Source organism: Streptomyces sp. NPDC026659 (assembly GCF_040638245.1).
Lineage (GTDB): Bacteria > Actinomycetota > Actinomycetes > Streptomycetales > Streptomycetaceae > Streptomyces.
This window is the reverse complement of the sequence record NZ_JBEZXY010000007.1, coordinates 117,052-137,643: the sequence shown is the minus strand read 5'-3', so window position 1 is coordinate 137,643 and position 20,592 is coordinate 117,052. Positions and strand designations below refer to the sequence as shown.

Annotated in this window: 22 protein-coding genes and 1 riboswitch; of the genes, 11 read left to right on the top strand and 11 right to left on the bottom strand. The window is 73.5% G+C overall.

Translation table 11 applies throughout. The annotated features are described in order from the left end of the window. Positions 1 to 134 precede the first annotated feature (134 nt). Positions 135 to 389, top strand: coding sequence for a (2Fe-2S)-binding protein (locus AB0E91_RS19045; protein ID WP_361782800.1), 255 nt, complete (start codon positions 135 to 137; stop codon positions 387 to 389). Between the two features lie 10 nt (positions 390 to 399). On the opposite strand, the gene bfr is transcribed toward AB0E91_RS19045, so the two are convergent. Continuing rightward, on the bottom strand, positions 400 to 903 hold the full coding sequence (gene bfr / locus AB0E91_RS19040) for a bacterioferritin (protein ID WP_361782797.1): 504 nt from the start codon (positions 901 to 903) through the stop codon (positions 400 to 402). Between the two features lie 197 nt (positions 904 to 1,100). On the opposite strand from bfr, the gene AB0E91_RS19035 reads away from it, so the two are divergent. Next, the gene (locus tag AB0E91_RS19035; protein WP_361782794.1) at positions 1,101 to 1,733 is read left to right on the top strand and encodes a sulfite oxidase-like oxidoreductase; all 633 of its coding nucleotides are present in this window, start codon (positions 1,101 to 1,103) and stop codon (positions 1,731 to 1,733) included. Positions 1,734 to 1,753: 20 nt separating this feature from the next. Here the strand turns inward: AB0E91_RS19035 and AB0E91_RS19030 are convergent, their stop codons facing one another. The 5 genes from AB0E91_RS19030 to thiO form a co-directional block, all read right to left on the bottom strand. After that, entirely contained in the window at positions 1,754 to 2,656 is a 903-nt protein-coding gene (locus AB0E91_RS19030; protein WP_361782791.1) for a deoxyribonuclease IV, read from the bottom strand. A gap of 94 nt (positions 2,657 to 2,750) precedes the next feature. Further along, positions 2,751 to 4,682: a Stk1 family PASTA domain-containing Ser/Thr kinase gene (gene pknB / locus AB0E91_RS19025; RefSeq protein ID WP_361782788.1), complete on the bottom strand. Its 1,932-nt coding sequence runs from the start codon at positions 4,680 to 4,682 to the stop codon at positions 2,751 to 2,753. 85 nt (positions 4,683 to 4,767) lie between these two features. Further along, positions 4,768 to 5,565 carry a thiazole synthase gene (locus AB0E91_RS19020; protein ID WP_361782785.1) on the bottom strand — a complete coding sequence of 266 codons (798 nt, stop codon included), beginning with the start codon at positions 5,563 to 5,565 and terminating at the stop codon, positions 4,768 to 4,770. 5 nt (positions 5,566 to 5,570) lie between these two features. Continuing rightward, positions 5,571 to 5,771 carry a sulfur carrier protein ThiS gene (gene thiS / locus AB0E91_RS19015; RefSeq protein WP_161182699.1) on the bottom strand — a complete coding sequence of 67 codons (201 nt, stop codon included), beginning with the start codon at positions 5,769 to 5,771 and terminating at the stop codon, positions 5,571 to 5,573. Continuing rightward, positions 5,768 to 6,991, bottom strand: coding sequence for a glycine oxidase ThiO (gene thiO / locus AB0E91_RS19010; protein WP_361783538.1), 1,224 nt, complete (start codon positions 6,989 to 6,991; stop codon positions 5,768 to 5,770). The genes thiS and thiO overlap by 4 nt, the downstream gene beginning before the upstream one ends. A gap of 9 nt (positions 6,992 to 7,000) precedes the next feature. Continuing rightward, positions 7,001 to 7,112, bottom strand: a riboswitch (TPP riboswitch). A 91-nt stretch (positions 7,113 to 7,203) separates the two neighbouring features. On the opposite strand from thiO, the gene AB0E91_RS19005 reads away from it, so the two are divergent. The 6 genes from AB0E91_RS19005 (at position 7,204) to AB0E91_RS18980 (ending at position 12,162) form a co-directional block, all read left to right on the top strand. Next, positions 7,204 to 7,608 carry a hypothetical protein gene (locus AB0E91_RS19005; RefSeq protein ID WP_361782782.1) on the top strand — a complete coding sequence of 135 codons (405 nt, stop codon included), beginning with the start codon at positions 7,204 to 7,206 and terminating at the stop codon, positions 7,606 to 7,608. Positions 7,609 to 7,617: 9 nt separating this feature from the next. Beyond that, positions 7,618 to 8,850 (top strand): FAD-dependent oxidoreductase, encoded by a 1,233-nt coding sequence (locus AB0E91_RS19000; protein ID WP_361782779.1) that lies wholly within the window; start codon positions 7,618 to 7,620, stop codon positions 8,848 to 8,850. A gap of 143 nt (positions 8,851 to 8,993) precedes the next feature. Beyond that, a complete protein-coding gene (locus AB0E91_RS18995; RefSeq protein ID WP_161182696.1) occupies positions 8,994 to 9,359 on the top strand; it encodes an Rv2175c family DNA-binding protein in 366 nt (121 codons plus the stop codon). Positions 9,360 to 9,457: 98 nt separating this feature from the next. Further along, positions 9,458 to 10,105, top strand: coding sequence for a thiamine phosphate synthase (thiE, locus tag AB0E91_RS18990; protein ID WP_361782776.1), 648 nt, complete (start codon positions 9,458 to 9,460; stop codon positions 10,103 to 10,105). Positions 10,106 to 10,216: 111 nt separating this feature from the next. Further along, entirely contained in the window at positions 10,217 to 11,140 is a 924-nt protein-coding gene (gene metF, locus AB0E91_RS18985; protein ID WP_361782773.1) for a methylenetetrahydrofolate reductase [NAD(P)H], read from the top strand. A 56-nt stretch (positions 11,141 to 11,196) separates the two neighbouring features. Beyond that, positions 11,197 to 12,162, top strand: a complete 966-nt coding sequence (locus tag AB0E91_RS18980; RefSeq protein WP_361782770.1) for a hypothetical protein — start codon at positions 11,197 to 11,199, stop codon at positions 12,160 to 12,162. Positions 12,163 to 12,175: 13 nt separating this feature from the next. Here the strand turns inward: AB0E91_RS18980 and AB0E91_RS18975 are convergent, their stop codons facing one another. From AB0E91_RS18975 to AB0E91_RS18955, 5 genes are all read right to left on the bottom strand, one after another. After that, entirely contained in the window at positions 12,176 to 13,663 is a 1,488-nt protein-coding gene (locus tag AB0E91_RS18975) for an NAD(P)/FAD-dependent oxidoreductase (protein WP_361782767.1), read from the bottom strand. A 55-nt stretch (positions 13,664 to 13,718) separates the two neighbouring features. After that, positions 13,719 to 14,327: a DUF4126 domain-containing protein gene (locus AB0E91_RS18970; protein WP_361782764.1), complete on the bottom strand. Its 609-nt coding sequence runs from the start codon at positions 14,325 to 14,327 to the stop codon at positions 13,719 to 13,721. Positions 14,328 to 14,681: 354 nt separating this feature from the next. Further along, positions 14,682 to 15,311 (bottom strand): TetR/AcrR family transcriptional regulator, encoded by a 630-nt coding sequence (locus tag AB0E91_RS18965; RefSeq protein ID WP_361782761.1) that lies wholly within the window; start codon positions 15,309 to 15,311, stop codon positions 14,682 to 14,684. Between the two features lie 56 nt (positions 15,312 to 15,367). Then, a complete protein-coding gene (locus AB0E91_RS18960) occupies positions 15,368 to 17,452 on the bottom strand; it encodes a YhgE/Pip domain-containing protein (RefSeq protein ID WP_361782758.1) in 2,085 nt (694 codons plus the stop codon). Further along, entirely contained in the window at positions 17,424 to 18,161 is a 738-nt protein-coding gene (locus AB0E91_RS18955) for an ATP-binding cassette domain-containing protein (RefSeq protein ID WP_361782755.1), read from the bottom strand. The genes AB0E91_RS18960 and AB0E91_RS18955 overlap by 29 nt, the downstream gene beginning before the upstream one ends. A gap of 193 nt (positions 18,162 to 18,354) precedes the next feature. Here AB0E91_RS18955 and AB0E91_RS18950 point away from each other — a divergent pair, with 193 nt between their 5' ends. The 3 genes from AB0E91_RS18950 (at position 18,355) to AB0E91_RS18940 (ending at position 20,525) form a co-directional block, all read left to right on the top strand. Further along, the gene (locus tag AB0E91_RS18950) at positions 18,355 to 18,885 is read left to right on the top strand and encodes an SAV_6107 family HEPN domain-containing protein (RefSeq protein ID WP_361782752.1); all 531 of its coding nucleotides are present in this window, start codon (positions 18,355 to 18,357) and stop codon (positions 18,883 to 18,885) included. A 204-nt stretch (positions 18,886 to 19,089) separates the two neighbouring features. Beyond that, on the top strand, positions 19,090 to 19,857 hold the full coding sequence (locus tag AB0E91_RS18945; RefSeq protein ID WP_361782749.1) for a methyltransferase: 768 nt from the start codon (positions 19,090 to 19,092) through the stop codon (positions 19,855 to 19,857). A gap of 275 nt (positions 19,858 to 20,132) precedes the next feature. Next, positions 20,133 to 20,525, top strand: coding sequence for a DUF3040 domain-containing protein (locus AB0E91_RS18940; protein ID WP_361782747.1), 393 nt, complete (start codon positions 20,133 to 20,135; stop codon positions 20,523 to 20,525). Positions 20,526 to 20,592: the final 67 nt, after the last annotated feature.

The window sequence follows — 20,592 nt, the reverse complement described above, 5'->3', positions numbered from 1 at the left end:
GCGTGAAGTAGGGCGCGGATCACACGAGATCCGCGCCCTTCCGCTTTCCCGGCCCCCGGTCACTGGGTTAGGTTAGGTTTGCCTCACCGAGATACGGGATGGCGCATACGGCGTTCTCGTCGGAGGTGAACCGGGTGTACGTCTGCAGTTGCTTCGGCATCACCGAGCAGCAGGTCGAGCAGCACGCCCGGGACGGCGCCTGCACCCCGCGTCAGATCGCCTCGGCCTGCAAGGCGGGCACCGACTGCGGCGGCTGTGTCCGCCGTATCCAGGCCCTGCTCGGCCGGGGCGCCTGCCCGCGCCGCGAGCAGATCGCCCAGCGGCCCCCGGTGCTGGTCACCGCGGCCGCCCCCGAGGCCCTGCCGCCGCGGCTGGACGACGCCGCCTGACCCCCGGTCCTCAGTGGGTGCCCGGACCCGACGCGTCCGGCTGGCTCTGCTCGATCGTGGTGGACAGATACAGCGCCTCGCCCAGCTTGTCGATCAGGTCCAGCTGGGTCTCCAGATAGTCGATGTGGTGCTCCTCGTCGGCCAGGATCGCCTCGAAGACGTTCGCCGACGTGATGTCACCCTTGGCGCGCATGATCTCCACGCCCCGGCGCAGCCGGTCGATGGCCTCGACCTCGATCTGCCGGTCCGCCTGGAACATCTCCGTCACGGTCTGCCCGACCGAGACATGGAAGAGCCGCTGGTAGTTGGGCAGGCCGTCCAGCAGCAGAATGCGGTCGGTCAGGACCTCCGCGTGCCGCATCTCGTCGAAGGACTCGGCCCGGGTGTACTGGGCGAGCTTCGGCCACCCCTTGTGGTCCTGGAGCTTGGCGTGCAGGAAGTACTGGTTGATCGCGGTGAGCTCGGCGGTGAGCTGCTCGTTGAGCAGTTCGATGACCTCGGGGTCGCCTTGCATCGGGTGGGGCTCCTTCCGGGCAATCCTGGCTGATGGTGCCGCATGATTCCATCGGTGCCCGAAGTCGTCCAGTAAGTACATGCTTAGTGGTTTCTGTCCGCATTGCCTCAGGGATGTCCGGGGAGCGCTCTGGGAGCGGCCTGGGGGCGGTCATGGGGTGGTCCGATGCACTCCGTCCGGTCTGTCAGGATGGAGGCATGGGTCATCCGGTGGAACGTGCGTCCGGAGCACGCGCAGAGACAGAACTTCCGCCGGGGCAGCGGCTCCAGCGCGGCTGGCCGGTCACCCACTACGGACCGGTGCCGAAGTTCCGGCCCGAGCGCTGGGACCTCCAGGTCTTCGGCGCCACCGCCGACGGCGGCAAGCGCGCCTGGTCCCACGAGGAGTTCACGGCCCTGCCGTACGCCACGGTCGTGGCCGACCTGCACTGCGTCACCAAGTTCAGCATGCTCGGCGCCGAATGGGGCGGGGTGCCCGCCCGCGCGGTCCTCGACCTGGCACCGCCCGCGCCCGAGGTCACCCATGTGATGGTGTGGGCGGAATACGGCTTCAGCGCCAATCTGCGCCTCGCGGACTTCGCTTCCGACCACACGGTCTTCGCCACCCACAAGGACGGCGAACTCCTCACCGCCGAGCACGGCTTCCCGGCCCGCCTGATCGTCCCGCACCTGTACGCCTGGAAGGGCCCCAAGTGGGTGCGCGGCGTGGAGTACCTGACCGCCGACCGGCGCGGCTTCTGGGAGCAGCGCGGCTACCACAACATCGGCGACCCGTGGCGGGAGCAGCGCTACACCTACCAGGAGCAGCCGGGGGACGGCCCCGAACTCTGAGCACCGCCCCCCGAGGGCCCTCAGCCGTCGCGCAGCCGCTTCAGCCGGGCCACGTCCGCCGCGTGGCCCTCCTTGCCGCCCGGGGTCTCGATGACCAGCGGCACGCCCGCCGTCGCCGGGTGGTTCAGCAGGACGCGGAACGGCTCCTCGCCGATGTGCCCGGCGCCGATGTTCTCGTGCCGGTCCTTGTGCGCGCCCGCCACGTCCTTGGAGTCGTTGGCGTGGATCAGCTTCAGCCGCCCCTCGCCCACGGTGTCCACCAGAAGGTCCAGGGTCTGCCGCATCCCGTCGGGCCCGGTCAGGTCGTGCCCGGCGGCGAAGATGTGACAGGTGTCCAGGCAGACGCCGAGCTTCGGATGGGCGTCCAGCGCCTCGAAGTACGGCCCGAAGTCCCAGGTGCGCGAGCACAGCGAGGCCCCCTGCCCGGCCGTCGACTCCAGGAGCAGGAACGGGTCGTCGTCGTGGGTCAGCTCGTCCAGGAGCGGCAGCATGTGCTCCCGCACCTGCTTCAGCGCCACCTCGCGGGCCCGGCCGCCCGTCGCGCTGCCGGTGTGCACGACGACCCCGAGCGCGCCGATCTCCCGGCCGCGCCGCAGCGAGTGCCGCAGCGACTCCACGGACTTCTCGACGGTGGCCTCGGTGTGCGAGCCGAAGTTGATCAGGTACGGGGCGTGGACGTACGCCGGGACCGACTCCGCCGCGCACGCCTGCCGGAACGCCTCGTCCTGCTTCGGGTTCCCGGCGGGCGTGGCCCAGCCGCGCGGGTTGGCGACGAAGACCTGCACGGTCTCCGCCTTCAGCTCACGGGCGTAGGAAAGCCCGGTCGCGTGCAGTCCGCCGGCCACCGGCACATGGCCGCCGACGGGGTTGCGCAGCGCGCCGGTGAGGGATGCGGTCTCGGGGGAGGGGGCCTGGCTCGTCACCCGTTCAGGGTGTCACGCCGGCCCCGCCCGCCGGACCGCCGAGGGCGGTGAGACCGGTCACCGGACGGGACCGGTCTCAAGGATGAGCCGCTGGTCAGCGGATCGTCAGGGTGATCGTCGAGCCCTTGGGCGCCCGGTCGCCGCCGTCCACGGACTGCTCGCGCACCTTGTCGCCGAACAGACCGAGCAGCCCCCGGTCCTCCTCGACCTGGAACCCGGCCCCCTCCAGCGTCTTCTTCGCGCTGTCCACGTCCTGCCCGGTCACGTCCGGGACCTCAACCATCTCGGGGCCCTTGGACAGGGTCAGCGTCACGGCGTCGCCCTCGGCGGCGGTGCCCTCGGCCGGTGTCTGGGAGACCACCTGGTCCTTGTCGTAGTCGGACGAGTACACCCGCTCGGGGGCGACCTTCACCTTCAGGCCCGAGTCGGTCAGATCCTGGGTGGCGTCGTCCAGGTTCTCGCCGGTGACGTCCGGGATGTCCACCTGGCGGCCCTTGCTGACGACCAGCGCGATCGCGGAGCCCGCGTGCCGCTCGATGCCCGCGCCCGGGGTCGTGGAGATCACCGAGCCGCGCTCGACCTCGTCGCTGAACTCCCGGGTCACCATGCCCGGTTCCAGACCGGACGACTTCAGCTGCTGGCGGGCCTGGGCCAGGGTACGGCCGGAAAGGTCCGGCACCGCCACGGTCTGCGGGCCCAGCGAGATCGTCAGGCTCACCGAGCCGTGGTCGCGGATACGGGCGCCGGGGGAGGGGTCGGAGCCGATGACCTGGCCCCGCTCCACGGTGTCGCTGTAGGAGCGGCGGACCTTGCCGACATCCAGACCGGCCGACTCGATCCGCTTCTTGGCCTGCGCCTCGGTGCGCGACAGCAGCGACGGGACCTTGGTGAACTGGCCCGCGTTGACGTACCAGACGCCCGCGCCGACGAACAGCACCACGAGGGCGGCGACCAGCGCGAGCACCCCGCGCCGGGGCCGGGCGGCAGTGCGCCGGGGCGGCAGGGCGTCGGCACCGAGACGGGCCGTGTACTGCACGTCACCGCCGCCCGGGCCGCCGTCCGGCTCGTTCACCGGCAGCGGGCGGGGCACGGTCAGCGAGCGCGGGATCACGCTCGTACGGTCCTCGGCGTTGTCGTGCCCGGCCGTGAGCGCGCCCGGCGGCTCGGTGTCGAGCTGCTCCCCGGTGAGCGCGGAGCGCACCCGGAGCACCTCGCCGAGCAGCGCGGCCGCGTCGGCGGGGCGCCCGGCGGGCGTGCGCGCGGTCGCGACGGCCACCAGCGCGTCCAGCTCGGGCGCGAGCCCGGGGACCAGCGCCGAGGGCGGGGGCACGTCCTCGTTCAGGTGCTGGTAGATCACCTGGGCGGGGGAGTCCCCGGAGTGCGGCTTGGTGCCGGTCAGCATCTCGTAGAGCACGACACCGCACGCGTACACGTCCACGCGCGGATCGGCGGCGCCCCGCTCGATCTGCTCCGGGGCCAGATACGAGACGGTGCCGAGCACGGCGCCCGTCGTGCTGGTCACGGTGTCCACCGAGCGCACCAGGCCGAAGTCGGCGACCTTGACCCGGCCGTCGTCCCCTATCAGCACGTTCTCGGGCTTCATGTCCCGGTGCACGAAACCGGCCCGGTGCGCGGCGCCGAGCGCGGCGAGCACCGGCTCCAGGATGTCGAGGGCGGCCCGCGGTCGCAGCGCCCCGCGCTCACGCAGCACGTCCCGCAGGGTGCACCCGGCGACGTACTCCATCGCCAGATAGACGTACGACCGGTCGGTGCCCTGGTCGAAGACCTGCACCACGTTGGGGTGGGAGAGCCGGGCGACCGACTTGGCCTCCCGGATGAAGCGCTCCACGAACGCCCCGTCGGCGGCCAGCGCCGGGTGCATCACCTTGACGGCGAGCACCCGGTCCAGGCGCGTGTCCAGGGCCCGGTAGACCGTGGCCATCCCGCCGACGGCGATCCGCGCGTCGACGCGATAGCGGCCGTCGAGCACCTGCCCGACAAGGGGGTCCTGAAGCGTTGCATCCACGCGAAGGAGTCTACGAGGGACGACCGGCACTCCCCTCCCGGGAGAGGCCGCCGGGACGGATTGCGGCAGAGCTGTGACGAGGCACTCAGCCGAACGCGGGGCGCTCGGGGTCCAGGTGCGCGCGCCCCTCGACCGGCGAGGACGCCTCGGCGAAGTGCCTGCGCGGGATGCGTCCCGCCAGCCGCGCGAGCCGTCCGGCCAGCACCGCGTGCCGCATCGCGGCCGCCATGGTCGCCGGTTCCTGCGCCCGGGTGACGGCCGAGGCCAGCATCACGCCCGCGCACCCCAGCTCCATCGCCAGCGCCACGTCCGAGGCCGTACCCGCCCCCGCGTCCAGGATCACCGGCACGCGCGCGTGCTCGACGATCAGCTGGAAGTTGTGCGGGTTGCGGATGCCGAGCCCGGAGCCGATGGGCGAGCCCAGCGGCATGACGGCCGCGCAGCCCACGTCCTCCAGCTTCCGGGCGAGCACCGGGTCGTCGTTGGTGTACGGCAGGACGGTGAAGCCGTCGTCCACCAGCGTCTCGGCCGCCTCCAGGGTCTCCACCGGGTCCGGCAGCAGGGTCCGCTCGTCCGCGATGACCTCCAGCTTCACCAGGTCGGTGCCGAGCGCCTCGCGGGCCAGGCGGGCGGTGAGCACGGCCTCTCCGGCGGTGTAGCAGCCCGCCGTGTTCGGCAGCACGCGTACGTTCAGCTTCTCCAGCACGGAGAGGACCGAGCCGTGGGTGCCCGGGTCGACGCGGCGCATCGCGACCGTGGTCAGCTCGGTGCCGGAGGCGGTCAGGGCGCGCTCCAGGACGTCCAGGCTGGGGGCTCCGCCGGTGCCCATGATCAGCCGGGAGTTCAGGGTCAGATCGCCGATGACCAGGGGGTCGTCGCTCATTTTTTTCAGCCTCCCTGCACGGCGGTCAGCACCTCGACCCGGTCGCCCTCGGTCAGGCCGGTCTCGGCCCAGCGGGTGCGCGGGACGACGGTCTCGTTGAGGGCGGCGGCCACTCCGGAGGGGGCCGGGGTCAGGGTCCGCACCAGGACGTCGAGCGCGGTGCCGGGGGCCACCTCGCGGGGCTCCCCGTTGACGGAGATGTTCATGCGGAGTGCTCCAGGGTGGTGGGTACGGCCTCTGCGGACGCGGCGGAGGTGAACCGGGCCGGGGTGAACGGGCGCGCGGCCTCCGGCGGCTCGGCCCCGGTCAGCAGGTCCGCCATGACGTCACCGGTGACGGGCGTGAGCAGCACGCCGTTGCGGTGGTGGCCGGTGGCGAGGAGCAGCCCCTCCAGGCCGGAGGGGCCGAGCAGCGGGGCGTTGTCGGGGGAGCCGGGGCGCAGTCCGGCGCCGGTCTCGGTGAGCGGCAGCTCGGTGATCCCGGGCACCAGCTCATGGGCGTCGCGCAGCAGCTCGTACACGCCGCCCGCCGTGACCGTGGTGTCCCAGCCCTGCTCCTCGGTGGTGGCGCCGACGACCAGCTCGCCGTTCTCGCGGGGCACCAGATACACATGGCCGCCGCGCACCACGGCCCGCACGGTGCGGCTCAGGAACGGCGCGTACCGGGGCGGCACGGTCAGCCGCAGCACCTGGCCCTTGACCGGACGCACCGGCGGCAGCACCTCCTCGGGGACCCCGGTGAGCCGTCCGCTCGTGCTGCCGCCCGCGAGGACCACCCGGGGGGCGCGCAGTACGGCGCCGTCCTCGCCGGTGACCCCGACGGCGCGCCCACCGGCCGTGTCGAGCCGCGCGGCCCAGGTCCGGTGGAACAGCACCCCGGCCCGCTCGCAGGCCAGCACGAGGGCCGTGGCGAGCCGTCTCGGGTCGATCTGGTGGTCCCCGTCCACGCGGAGCCCGCCGCGCACGCCCGGCGCCAGCATCGGCTCCAGACGGCGGCACTCGCGCCCGGTCAGCCACTCCGACTCCAGGCCCGAGCGGAGCTGGAGGGCATGCAGTTCGCGCAGGTGGGCGCGGTCGTCGGCGTCCAGCGCGACCGCGAGGGTGCCGCAGCGGCGGTAGCCGAGGCCGAGCCCGGTCGCCTCCGTCAGCTCGGCGGCGAAGTCCGGGTAGCGGCGGGCCGACTCCAGGTTGAGGGCGAGCAGCGCCTCCTCGCCGTAGTGCAGCTCCGTGACGGCGGCGAGCATCCCCGCCGCGACCCGCGCGGCCCCGCCGCCGGGCTCGGGGTCCACCACCGTGACGGCGAGCCCGCGCTGCGCGGCCCGCCACGCCGTGACCAGGCCGATGATCCCGCCGCCGACCACGAGCACGTCGCTCGCGCCCGCCCCGCCGGGGTTCCCGCGGCCGTGTGCACCGGGTTTTCCGGACATACGTGCGTGCATGGGCGTCCAGCCCCTCCCTTCGCCGGCATGACCCGGATCAGGTTCGTACGGTCGGAGGCCGCCAGCCTCCCTCTCAGCCCGGTGCGTCCGGGCTCCCGCGAGTGCTTCTACCGTGGCCACCCTAGCCCTCGGCGCACGCCGGGGGGAAAGCGCGTCACCGGCACGCGTCTCGCCGAAAACCCGACAAAGGAGCCCCGCTCATGGCCCGTTCCCTCGACGGACTCGTCCTCGCCCCCGTCGCGGACCAGTCGCCAGGACAGGTCGGCACCCGTACCCGGTTCACGTACCACGAGCGGGACGGCGGGATCTGGGCCGAGTACGCGGGCGGCGACGTGGTGCGCGGCCATCTGGTCGGCACTCGCGACGGTGACCGGCTCGACTTCCGGTACGTGCAGCTCCGGCGGGACGGCACCACCGCCTCCGGGCACTGTGTGTCCCGCGTCGTGGAGCTGGCGGACGGGCGCGTGCGCCTGGAGGAGACCTGGGAGTGGGAGTCGCGGCCGGGCTCGGGGACGAGCGTCGTCGAGGAGGTCGCGGACCGGGCCCGGGACTCTCCGGGGCTTCCCCCGGCTGACGGGTCGTCAGGTGTCGGGGTCGCCGTCTAAGGTGGCCGGGTGAGCGAGCAGACAGCACGGGAGAGCGCGGCGGACGGGCGGCGCGTGGTCGTCGTCGGGGCGGGCATGGCCGGGGTGCAGACCGCGGTCGCCCTGCGCGAGCAGGGCTTCGCCGGGACCATCACCCTGATCGGCGCCGAGCCGCACAAACCGTACGACCGGCCGCCGCTGTCCAAGGGCCTGCTCCTCGGCAAGGCCGAGGACTCCGCCTTCGACGTGGACTTCGCCTCGCTCGGCATCGACCTCAGGCTCGGCGTCGAGGCGCTCGGCGTACGCCCCGCCGACCACGAGCTGGACACCGTCGCGGGCCCCGTCCCGTACGACGCGCTGGTCCTCGCCACCGGCGCCGAACCGGTCCGGCTGCCCGGCACGGACGACGCGCCCGACGTGCATCTGCTGCGCACCCTCGACGACGCCGAACGGCTGCGCCCGGTCCTCGCCGCGCGGCACGACGTCGTGGTGGTGGGCGCGGGCTGGATCGGCGCCGAGTTCGCCACCGCCGCCCGCGAGGCGGGCTGCGCGGTCACCGTCGTGGAGGCCGCCGACCGCCCGCTCGCCGAGGCGCTGCCCGAGGAGGCCGCCGCCCCGATGGCCGACTGGTACGCGTCGGCGGGCGTCGAGCTGCGCACCGGCGCGCGCGTGGAGCGCGTCGAGCCCGGCGCGGTGGTGCTCTCCGACGGCTCGCGGCTGCCCGCCGGGGCCGTCGTGGTCGGCATCGGCGCCCGTCCCGCCACCGCGTGGCTGGCCGGTTCGGACATCGACCTGGGCACGTACGGCGAGGTCCTGGCCGACGACCGGCTGCGCACCTCGGCCGAGGACGTGTACGCGGTCGGCGACTGCGTCTCGTTCCCCTCGGCCCGCTACGGCGAGCGGCTGCTCGTCCACCACTGGGACAACGCCCTCCAGGGCCCCCGCACGGTCGCCGCCGACATCCTCGAGGCCGGGACGGCGCCCTACGACCCGGTGCCGTACTTCTGGTCGGAGCAGTTCGGCCGGTTCGTGCAGTACGCGGGCCACCACGCGGCCGCCGACCGCACGGTCTGGCGCGGTGAGCCGGGGGACGCGGCCTGGACGCTGTGCTGGCTGCGCGAGGACCGGCTGATCGCCCTGCTGGCCGTCGGCCGGCCGCGCGATCTCGCCCAGGGGCGACGGCTGATCGAGTCGGGGCGCACGCTCGACGCGGGCGTCCTGGCGGACCCGGCGCGGCCGCTGAAGGAGGCGGTGGCGGGGTAGTCCCGGCCCGCTGAAGCCGACGCCGGCGGGGGTGGTCCCGGCCCGGGGAGGGGCGGTCGGGGTGGCCCCGGCCGGGCTTTGGGGCGACCCGGGCGGACCGTCCTGGTTTCCTCCCGTCGGCAGAGGATGGCAGGCTTGGTCCTGTGACCGAGATTGAAGCGAAGATCGATGCTCTCGTCCCCGCCTGGCTCACCCTCCCCGACATCGCCGAACAGCTCGGCGTCGAGGTGACGCGTGTGCGGCAGCTGGTCAAGGAAGGCCAGATCATCGCCGTACGCCGTGGTGAGAACCGGGCGCTGCACGTCCCCGCCGCCTTCATCGACGGGGACAAGGTCGTCAAGGGCCTGACCGGCACCTTGACGCTCCTGCGGGACGACGGCTTCACGGTCGAAGAAATGATCGAATGGCTGTTCACCCCCGACCCCTCCCTGCCGGGCACCCCCGCCCAGGCCCTGAGCGAGAACCGCGGCACGGAGGTGAAGCGCCGGGCCCAGGCGCTCGCCGTCTGACCCACCGCACCGCCTCGACGGACGGCGTACCGGCCGATGCCCGTACGCCGTCCGCACCCACGCGCCCGTATCACTGATCGACTCCGGGGGACCACCAGATGTCCGACACCGCCCGCACCCGCCTCGCCGACGCCCGGCTCTACCTCTGCACGGACGCCCGCACCCGGCAGGGCGACCTCGCCGAGTTCCTGGACGCGGTCCTCGCGGGCGGGGTCGACATCGTGCAGCTGCGCGACAAGGGCATGGAGGCCGCCGAGGAGCTGGCCCACCTGGAGGTCTTCGCCGACGCCTGCGCCCGGCACGGCAAGCTGCTCGCGGTCAACGACCGCGCCGACGTGGCCCACGCGGCCCGCGCCGACGTGCTCCACCTCGGCCAGGGCGACCTGCCGGTGACGGCCGCGCGCGCGATCCTCGGCGACGACGTGCTGATCGGCCGCTCCACCCACAGCGAGGCCGAGGCCGCGGCAGCCGCCGTCCAGGAGGGCGTCGACTACTTCTGCACCGGCCCCTGCTGGCCCACCCCGACCAAGCCGGGCCGCTCCGCGCCCGGCCTTGACCTCGTCCGGTACACCGCCGGGCTCGGCACCGACCGCCCCTGGTTCGCCATCGGCGGCATCGACCTCGGCAACCTCGACCAGGTGCTGGACGCGGGTGCCCGCCGGGCCGTCGTGGTCCGCGCGCTCACCGAGGCCGACGACCCGGGCGCGGCGGCCGCCGAGTTCGCCAAGCGGCTGCGCGAGGTCTGACAGCCCCCGAATCCTGCCGTGCCTGTCCAAGGGATGGACAAGCGTCCGGCAATTCGGCCATATCGCCGGTTCCCGGTTGGGGGACCGGCGGCCCCTGGCTAACCTGCGGGTATGGCCCTCGGAACCGCGTCCACCAGGACTGATCGCGCCCGGACCGTGCGGGACATCCTCGCCACCGGCAAGACGGCGTACTCCTTCGAGTTCTACGCGCCGAAAACCCCCACCGGCGAGCGGAACCTGTGGAACGCGCTGCGCCGGGTCGAGGCGGTGGCCCCCGACTTCGTCTCCGTCACCTACGGCGCGGGCGGCTCCACCCGGGCCACCACGGTCAAGGAGACCCAGCAGATCGTCGTGGACACGACGCTCACCCCGGTCGCCCATCTCACCGCCGTGGACCACTCCGTGGCCGAACTGCGCAACATCATCGGCCAGTACGCGGACGCGGGCATCCGCAACATGCTCGCCGTGCGCGGCGACCCGCCCGGCGACCCCATGGGCGACTGGGTCGCGCATCCCCGGGGACTGACCTACGCCGCCGAACTCGTCCAGCTCATCAAGGAGTCGGGCGACTTCTGTGTCGGCGTCGCGGCCTTCCCCGAGATGCACCCGCGCTCCACCGACTGGGACACCGACGTGTCCCACTTCGTGGACAAGTGCCGCGCGGGCGCCGACTACGCGATCACGCAGATGTTCTTCCAGCCCGAGTCGTATCTCCGGCTGCGCGACCGGGTCGCGGCGGCGGGTTGCGAGACCCCCGTGATCCCCGAGATCCTGCCGGTCACGAGCGTGCGGATGCTGGAGCGGCTGCCGAAGCTCAGCAACGCCGTCTTCCCGTCCGAGCTGAAAGAGAGGATCCTCGCGGCGAAGGACGACCCGGCGGCTGTACGCTCCCTTGGCATCGACTTCGCCACGGAGTTCTGCGCGCGGCTGCTCGCAGAAGGAGTGCCCGGACTGCACTTCATCACGCTCAACAACTCCACGGCGACACTGGAAATCTACGAGAACCTGGGCCTGCATCACCCCCCGCGGGCCTAGACCGGCCGCACCGCCGTAAGACACACTGCGTAACGGTCACTGGGAGAGGGGCGTACATGGGCTGGACGGTCCTCTACATCGCGTTCGGCATCGTCGCGCTGTGGTTGCTCGGCGAAGTGCTGCTGCAGTACAAGGCGCGGCTGCGCTGGCGGCTGCTCGCGTTCACCGGATTCCTCGGCGTCGTGGTCGGCGTACTGCTGCCGTCCGTGATCGTCATCGGCATAGGCGCGATCGCCTTCGCGGTCGGCCAGACCTACGTCACGCTCTCCTTCCGCAAGGGCTTCGCGGCGGGCTGGGCGGTCAAGCGTCCCGACGACGGCGAGGAGGCGCCCGCCAAGCGCCGCCGCGGCGGCCGGGGCGAGTTCCAGGACCCGGTGTTCGGAGCCGGTGACGCCGAGGGCGACACCGAGGCCGCCGCCTACGAGCCCCCGGCCTACGCCCGCGAGGGCGCCGACTTCGACGACGACGCCTACGACCGGGACGACGTGTTCACCCCGGTCCGCGCGCCCGAGCCCGGCGCCGCCGAGACGACCACCGTCTACGAGCCCCAGCCGATGCCCGACGACACCGGCTCCTACGGCGTCTACGGCGACCAGACCCCGGCCGCCGCCCAGCAGCAGCCCCAGCCCACCGCCGAACAGGCCTACGCCTACGACTACTCGGGCTACGACCAGACCCAGCAGCAGTCCTACGGCTACGACGCCACCACCGGCGCCCAGGGCTACGGCACCTACCAGGACCCGTACGCCGCCGCCCAGACCCAGGACTACAGCGGCTACGACGCCTCCGGGTACGGCCAGCAGCAGTACGCCCAGCAGACGCAGCAGACCTACGGCCAGGACGCCGCCTACGGCACCGGCGGTTACGGCGACGCCAACACCCCGGCCGGCGGAGTCTGGGTGCCGCAGCAGCGCACCGACGAGGCGTACGGCGGCGAAGTCCCGCAGGAGCAGCAGCAGTACTACCAGGGGCAGGCGCAGCAGCAGCCGAACGCCGGGTACGACGAGCAGTACCGCTACTGAGCGCGTCCGCGGCTCACTTCGAGCCGCGGAACTCCGGCCCCTCCACGACGAGTCCGGCCACCAGCGCGCCCGACATGCCCGCGTGCGGCAGCCCGCCGCCGGGGTGGGCCCAGCCGCCGACCCGGTAAAGGCCGGGCAGCCGCGTGGAGTTGGCGGGGTGCAGGAAGCGGCCCTTGCCCGCCGCGAGAGAGGGCGCGGGCACGGCGCCGGTCCGGCCCGGCGCCAACACCTCGTGCCAGAGCAGGCGTTCACGCAGGTCGGGTAGGGCCGCGCTCGCGGCGTCGAGCATCAATTCCGTGGCGCGGGCGGCCTTCTCCGGGTCCTCCCAGCCGCCGTCCACCGGGACGGTCGCGGAGAGGACGGCCGACTCGTGGGCGTCGTCGGGCCGGAGTGCGGGGTCGCCGGGGCGGTGGACGGTCACCGTCGGTCGCGGCTGCGCGTCGCCGCCCGGGGAGGCCAGGAAGTCCCACTCGGCCCGGCTGTCCGGGGCGTGCACCACCGTGCGGTGCGGGGCACCCTCTTCCCGGGCGCCGCGCAGGGCGAGGAGCACCGTGAACCGGGCGGCACCGGAGGGGGCGAGACCGGCCGGGACGTCGCCCTCGCCGTCCAGGGGACGGTCCGTCAGCGAGCCGAGCAGCACCGGGTCCACACCCGCCACGACATGGTCGGCCTCGACCGCCGAACCGTCGGCCAGCTCCACGCCCGCCGCCCGGCCGTCCTTCTCCACGACCCGCGTCACCTCGGCACCGAAGACGAACTCCACCCGGCGCCGCACACACCGCTCGTACACCGCGCGGGCCAGCTCGCGCATCCCGCCGCGGATGTACCAGGTGCCGAAGGCGTGCTCCATGTACGGCAGCACGGCCGCGCTCGCCGGGGCGGTGCGCGGGTCGAGGCCGTACGCGAGGGCGTGGCTCGCCAGCAGCTCGGCCAGGCGCTCGTCGCGCAGCTCCCAGGCGCCGACCTCGGCGAGCGTCGAGGCCCGGCGGGTGCGCAGCAGCTTCTTGTGGGGCACCGACGGGTACGGCTCACGCTCCGCCAGCACCTGCCAGTTGGGCCACAGGGGTTCTTCGAGGAGCGGTCGGCGGGTGCGGTCCCAGGCCTCGCGGGCCCGCACCAGGAAGTCGCCCCAGCGCTGCCCGGCCCCGGCGCCCAGTGTCCCGTCCAGGGCCGCGACGACGCCCGCGCGCGAGGCGTTGGGCAGGTCGACACGGGTGCCGTCCGCGAAGACGTGCCGGGCGGCCGGGTCGACCTGGACCAGCTCGACCAGGTCCTCCAGCGGCTCCTTGCCGGTCTTCAGGAACAGATCGCGGTAGACGGCGGGCAGCGGCAGCAGCCCCGGGCCGGTGTCGAAGGCGAAGCCGTCCCGCTCGAAACGGCGCACCGCGCCGCCGTACGTCTCGTCCCGCTCGTACACCGTCACCCGGTGGCCCGCGACGGCCAGCCGGGCGGCGCACGCCATCGCGCCCATCCCGGCGCCGATCACCGCAATCCGTGCCATGACCGCGACTTTACCGACCCCCACCGACAATCCCGTCCGAGGGGTTTTCCCGGTTCTAGGGTCCGCCCATCCGCGAGGCCATACGGCGTTCCTCGCGCCGCTGGGCCCGGCGGCGCAGGAAGCGGCGGATGCGGGACACCAGGAAGACCAGCACGACAAGGCCGGAGACCAGCAGCACCGCGCAGATGATCGCCGCCGCCTCGGGGTGGAACATCGCGAACGAGACGATCCCGCCCACCCCGAGATCCTCGGCGAGGCTCAGCACGATGTTGCTGACCGGCTCGGGCGAGGTGTTGACCGCCATCCGCGTCCCGGCCTTCACGGCATGGCTGGCCAGCGCCGTCGAACCGCCGACCAGCCCGGCGGCCACGTCGGAGAGCGAACCGCTGTGCCCGGCGAGGAGCGCCCCGACCCAGGCGCCCGCGAGCGGCCGGATCACCGTGTGCGCCGAGTCCCACACCGAGTCCACGTACGGGATCTTGTCGGCGACCGTCTCCAGGAGGAAGAGCACACCGGCCGCGATCAGCACCTCGGGGCGCTGCAGGGTCTGCGGGACGTCGTCGCTCACCCCGGTCAGGCCGAACAGGCCGAGGAGCAGCACCACCGCGTAGGCGTTGACGCCGCTGGCCCAGCCGCTGGTGAAGACCAGGGGGAGTACGGACACGGAGGCGATCGTAACCAGCGCGGGGCCGCAGGGGGCGGGTTCGCGTGCGGACGGCTGAGTATCCGTACTCAGGCGGCGAGATGAGTAGCCGCGCGGATGGGCCGGGGGGCGTCCGGGCGGGAGAGTGGAGGCACGGCAAGGGGGCGCGGCCCGGCACCGCCGACACGGGGCGGCGGAACGGTGCCCGCCCGCCTGCCGCTCCTTCCGCCGACCAGTCGGCGGAAGCGAGACACGGGGGCCCGTGGACCGACCGCCACGGGGACCGGGAGGGACCGTACGGGGAAGTACGGGGGAGTACGGGGGAAACAGGAGGGCGCCGGTCCGTCGCACGACGGACCGGCGCCCTCCGCCCGTTCAGCGGTTGCCGCTCACCCGGCCCTGGAGCAGCCGGGACAGTGCCGCGTGCACGTCGTCCAGCGAGCGCTCCGGCTGGAACGCCTGCCAGTCCAGCGCGGCCACCAGCACCATGCCGACCAGCGCGGCCGCCGTGAGCTGGATGTCGATCTCCGGGCTGAACTCGCCCGCCGCGACGCCCTCCCGCAGCACGTTCTCCACCACGGCGACGGCCTCCTGGCGCACCACCATGAGCGTGGACTGCCAGGCGCGGTTGGTGCGCCACAGCTCGGCCACGTAGAGCTGGGTGAAGGCCGGGTAGCGGTCGATGAACTCCAGGCCCGCCCGGATCATCGCGTCGAGCGCGTCCACCCCGGTGCCGCCCTCGGCGGCCGTCCGCTCCGCCGCCTCCCGCAGCGAGGCGGTCAACAGCCCCACACCGTGCCGCAGCAGCTCCTCGAAGAGGACCGACTTGCTCGCGAAGTTGTAGTAGACCGTGCCCTTCGCGACCCCGGCCCGCTCCGCGATCTCGTCGACCGTGGTCGCGGAGAAGCCCTGCTCGGCGATGAGCGTGACGGCCGCCTCGTAGAGCTTCTGCCGGGTGGCCTCGCGGCGCGTGCTGCCGCCGGACGTGGCGCTGGTGCTTTCCATGGACCCGATTCTCACAGGTACGCGCGTGTGCCGGATCTTTCCGGGGAGCCCGCCGATCACAGGCTCAGCTCGGGATGCAGCCGGTCGAGCGTCCACACCTGGCGGCGCCGGGCCGCGACCGCGGTGAGCGCGAGGGCCCCGGCGGTGAACGCGGCCAGCACCGCGCACGCCTGCCACACCGGTCCGAGCCCGCCGCCCGTGATCAGCCGGCGCAGCGCCGCGACCACGTAACTCATGGGCAGGAACGGGTGGATGGCGTTGAAGAAGGCCGGACTGGTCTGCACCGGGTAGGTGCCGCCCGCCGAGGTCAGCTGGAGCATCAGCAGCGCGAGGACGAGGATGCGGCCCGCCGCGCCGAAGCGGGCGTTCAGCCACTGCACGATCGCCGCGAAGCACGCCGTGACCAGGAACAGGAAGCCCACCGTCCCGGCCGGCCGCGCCATCCGCAGCCCGATCCCCCAGTGCAGCACCGCCATGAGCGCCAGCACCTGGAGCACGCCCACCGCGACCACCGGCAGCCATCCGGCCGGGGCGATCCGCCGGGCCGGGGCACCGGCGGCCAGGGCGCGCCGGCTGAGCGGCGGCAGCAGCATGTAGGCGACCATGGCGCCGACCCACAGGGACAGCGGGATGAAGTACGGCGCGAATCCGGTGCCGTAGTTGGGCGCCCGGTGCAGATCGTGCGAGGCCAGCCGCACCGGGTCGGCCATCACGTCGGTGCGCTCGTCGCGGTCCTGCTTGTCGTAGTCCGGGATCCTGCGCGCCCCGGAGTGCAGTCCGCCCGCGAGTTTCCCGGTGCCGTCGGAGAGGCGGTACAGCCCGCCGTCCAGGGTGCGGGCGCCCGACTCGGCGGTACCGATGCCCTTGTGCAGGGCGGCGGCGCCGGATTCGGCGGTGCCGAGGCCGGTGTGCAGCTTCCCGGCGCCCGCGGCGACCTTGGCGGCGCCGTCGTTCAGCTTGTTGATCCGGGCGACGGCGTCGGCCAGGTCCTCGTGCAGCCGCGGGGCGCGCTCGGCGAGGGCGCGGGACTGCGTCTGGAGCGTCTTGAGGTTCTTCCGCATGGTCGTCAGGTCGCCGCCCTGGTCGGCGATCACGGTGTTGAGGTCGTCGGCCACCTTCGCCACGTCCTCGGCCGCCTGCTGGGCCTTCTTCAGATCCGGGCAGGCCGGATCGGGCAGCGGCGCGGTCTCGCAGCGGGTGCGGTGGATCCCGGTCAGTACGTCGGCGGAGGCGTGGGCCGCCTTCGCCGCGCCGGGGGCGAGCCGGACCAGGGTGTCGAGATTGTCGTCCACGGCGGCGGCCGAGTCGGCCACCAGGCGCGCGGTGTCCCCGATCGTCCGCTCGTTGTCCTTCAGGAACGGACCGGCCTTGGCGTAGACGCCGTTGACGCGGTCGGCCAGGGTCTGCGTGCCGTCCGCGACCTGCCGCGAGCCGTCGGCCAGGTCGGCCGAGCCCTGGGTGAGCTTGGTCAGGCCGGTGGACAGCTTGCCGCTGCCGCTGTTGGCGTCCTTGAGGCCGTCGGTGAGTTTCCTGGCGCCCTTCTCCGCTTTGCCCAGGCCCTGTTGGAGCGTGTCGGCGCCGTCGGCCGCGGTCACCGTCCTGTCGTGGATCGTGGAGAACGAGACGAAGATCTTGTCCAGGAAGGACCGGGACGCCTTGGTGGAGGCGGCCGAGCGGACCTCCGCGAAGACGGTCCGGGAGATCTGGCCGACGATGTAGTTGTTCGCGTCGTTCGTGCGCACCTGGAGCGCGCCCGTCTCCGGCGAGTCGCCCGAACTGGACGCGATCCGCGCGCTGAAGTCGGCGGGCATCGTCAGGGAGAGGTAGTAGGTGCCGTCCTCCACGCCCTGGCGCGCCTCGGCGTCGCTCACCTCGTGCCACTCGAAGGTGCGGCTGTCGCGCAGCCCGTGCACGAGGTCGTCACCGGCGTCGAGGTGCTTCCCGGCGACCGTCGTGCCCTTGTCGTCGTTCACGAGGGCCACGGGGACGCGGTCCAGGCGGCCGTACGGGTTCCAGAAGGACCAGAGGTACAGGGCGCCGTAGAGGAGGGGCAGCAGGAGCAGCGCGACGAGGGCGGCGCGGGGGAGACGGCCGCGCCCGAAGCGCCTCAGCTCAAGCGCGGCGAGCCGGGGTGAGCGCATCGGTGTCCGCCTCCTTCCGGGACTCGGCCTCGGTCGAGACGGTCACGCAGTCGCCGGGGGCCGTACGGCACACCGCGAGGACGGTCGTGCCCGCGCGCGTGAGGGAACGCAGCAGGGTCCACATCTCGGCACGCTCCTCCTCCGAGAGCCGCAACTCCGCGTCGTCCACCGCGAGCAGCCGGGGCCGGCCGACGAGGGCGAGGGCGACGGACAGCCGCAGCGCCTCAAGCCGCTCCAGGTCCCGTACGGGCGTACGCGAGCCCTTGGGCAGCGTGTCCGGGTCCAGCCCGGCGGCGGCCAGAGCGGCGTCGGCGCGCAGCCGCGCCTCGTGCACCCGGTCCGGGTGCGGGCGCAGCGCCTCGCGCAGGGACTCCCCGAACCGCCGTTGCAGCAGCGCCCGTTCGCGCAGATGCTCGGCGACGGTGAGCGCGGGCTCCAGATCGGTGACCCCGGCCATGTTGGCCACGGCACTGATCTTCCGTACGGCCGCCATCCGCCGCGGCAGCGCGAGCCCGCCCACGACCGCCGTCCCCGCGCTCGGCTTCATCCGCCCCGTGAGCGCGAGCAGCAGACTGGTCCGCCCGGAACCGGACGGCCCCTCGACCGCGATCAGCGAACCGGCCTCCGCGGTGAACCCGACCCCCCGGAAGGCCCACCCCCGTGGCCCCTTGACCCCGAACTCCTCGGCCGTGACGTCCACGCCGTCCACAGGCCCCCCAATGTTTTTGAACTGACTGGTCAGTTCAAAAGTATGCAGGACGCGCCGCGCCGAACGGAACCCCGAACTCCCTTCGCGCGCCCGGGATCGGTGCGAAAGCGCAGGTCGGGGTGGATTGTCAGTGGCAGGGCTCACGATGGGCACAGACGGCACCCGTGCCGTCACCGACGACAGGAGGCTCGTCATGGCCGTCTCGTCCTCAGCCGCCGCCCGACGACCCGGCGCCACCGGCTCCGCCCCGTCACGGAGCGGCCCGGCGAGCGACGTGCACCCGGTGGTCCGCCGGGCCACCGCACCGCCCGCCGCCGTCGCCCTGCTCGCCCAGGCCCGTACCGCCCTGGCGGAGGCCGTCGCCGAGGAACTGTCCAACGAGCGCTACGCGACGGCCCACCGCGCCGCCCTGCGCACCGCCGCCGCCGTCCTCGCGGCGCGCGGTCGCCCCGATCCCACGCCCCGCCGCCGCGCCCGCATCCGCAGCGCCTGGGAGCTGCTGCCCGAGATCGCGCCCGAACTGACCGAGTGGAGCGCCCTGTTCGCCTCCGGCGCGGCCCGCCGCGCCCGCGCCGAGGCCGGCATCCGGGGCGCCGCGACCGCCCGCGACGCCGACGACCTGATACGCGACGTCGCGATGTTCATACGGCTCGTCGAGCGGATGCTGCTCCCGCAGCCGGTGCTGCCCCGCACCCGGGAGGAGCTGCCCCGCACCCGGGAGTAGGGGGGCGCGCGGGGCTGAGACAGGGGGGCTGTGTCCACGCCGCGAGACGCGTTCCCGCGCAGGCCGTCGGGGGTGACCCGGGCGCGGCCGCAGGCAATAGGGTGGAAGTGCCTGCTGCCTCCACCCCGCCCGGGACGGGCCGGGGAGGCAACCCCTTTCGCGCCGCCGGGCAACGGGCGGTGCCGCGCCGAGGAGTCAACTGCCGTGCCGGACCCGATGCCCCGCGCCTCCCTCCGTACCGCCGTGGTGTGGGACGTCCTCCGGGACGCCCTCGACCGCCAGGTCAAGGCCTCGGGGCGGGACGTGCTGGACGTGCTCGACACCGGCGGCGGCAGCGGCCGGTTCGCGGTGCCGGTCGCCCGGCTCGGCCACCACGTCACCGTCGTCGACCCCAGCCCCAACGCCCTCTTCGCCCTGGAGCGCCGGGCCGCCGAGGCGGGCGTCGCCGACCGGGTGCGCGGCGTCCAGGGCGACGCCCACGGCCTCTTCGACGTGGTCGACCGCGGCGGCTACGACGCGGTGCTGTGCCACGGCGTCCTGGAGTACGTCGACGACCCCGCCGAGGGCGTCCGCAACACCGTCGACGCGCTGCGCCCCGACGGCGTGCTCAGCCTGCTCGCGGCCGGGCTCGGGGGCGCCGTCCTCGCCCGCGCCCTGGCCGGCCACTTCACCGAGGCCCGGCACGCCCTCCAGGACCCCGACGGCCGCTGGGGCGAGGGCGACCCGGTTCCGCACCGCTTCACCGCCGAGCAGCTGACCGCGCTGGTCGAGGGCGCGGGCCTCAGGGCGGCCGCGGTGCACGGCGTACGGGTCTTCGCGGACCTGGTGCCCGGCGTCCTGGTGGACACCGAGCCCGGCGCGCTCGACGCCCTGCTCCGGCTGGAGGCGGCCGCGGCCGAGCTGCCCGCCTTCCACTCCGTGGCCACGCAGATCCATGTGCTCGGTGAGACGGCCGGGGCGCCGCGGGCCTGAGTGCCCCGGGTGACCCGCCGCTGATCAGGGGCTTGTCGGCAGATGGAGTACGCCACAAGCCCTCCGATCGTGGGGTTTGCGCCGTATGATCGAGGTACACCGAACCGGCATGACGGGTCGGCCGTTGGGGAATGGAAGCTTCAGCGGGCCGGGACGTCGTGGCGGCTCCGGTTGGTCAGAAGGCGCAGAGGGGCGGGTTTCACGGGGGCGATTCCCTGCCTATCCTGAGAAGACCCCCCGGGTCGCCCCGGCGACTGCACGATGAGGAGGACTCCGTGCCGCTCTCGGAGCACGAGCAGCGCATGCTCGAGCAAATGGAGCGAGCGCTGTACGCCGAAGATCCCAAGTTCGCGTCGGCGCTCGAGGGAAATGGGCTGCGGACGTACACCCGGCGGCGGGTCTACCTGTCCGCGGCGGGCTTCCTCGCGGGTATCGCGCTCCTGATCGCCGGAATGGTCCCGCAGATCATCTGGATCAGCGTGGTGGGCTTCCTCGTCATGCTGGGCTGTGCCGTGCTCGCCGTCACCGGCTGGCGCAACGCCCCCAAGCCGGGCGAGCGCCAGCGCCACGGTCCGGCGGCCCGTCGCCGCCCCATGCGCCGCAAACGGACCGTGATGGAGCGGATCGAGGCCCGCTGGCAGCGCCGCCGCGACGAACAGGGCCACTGACCGCCCGCACACAGACAGACACAGGTGAGGGGTGACCACCGTTCCGGTGGTCACCCCTCACCTGTGT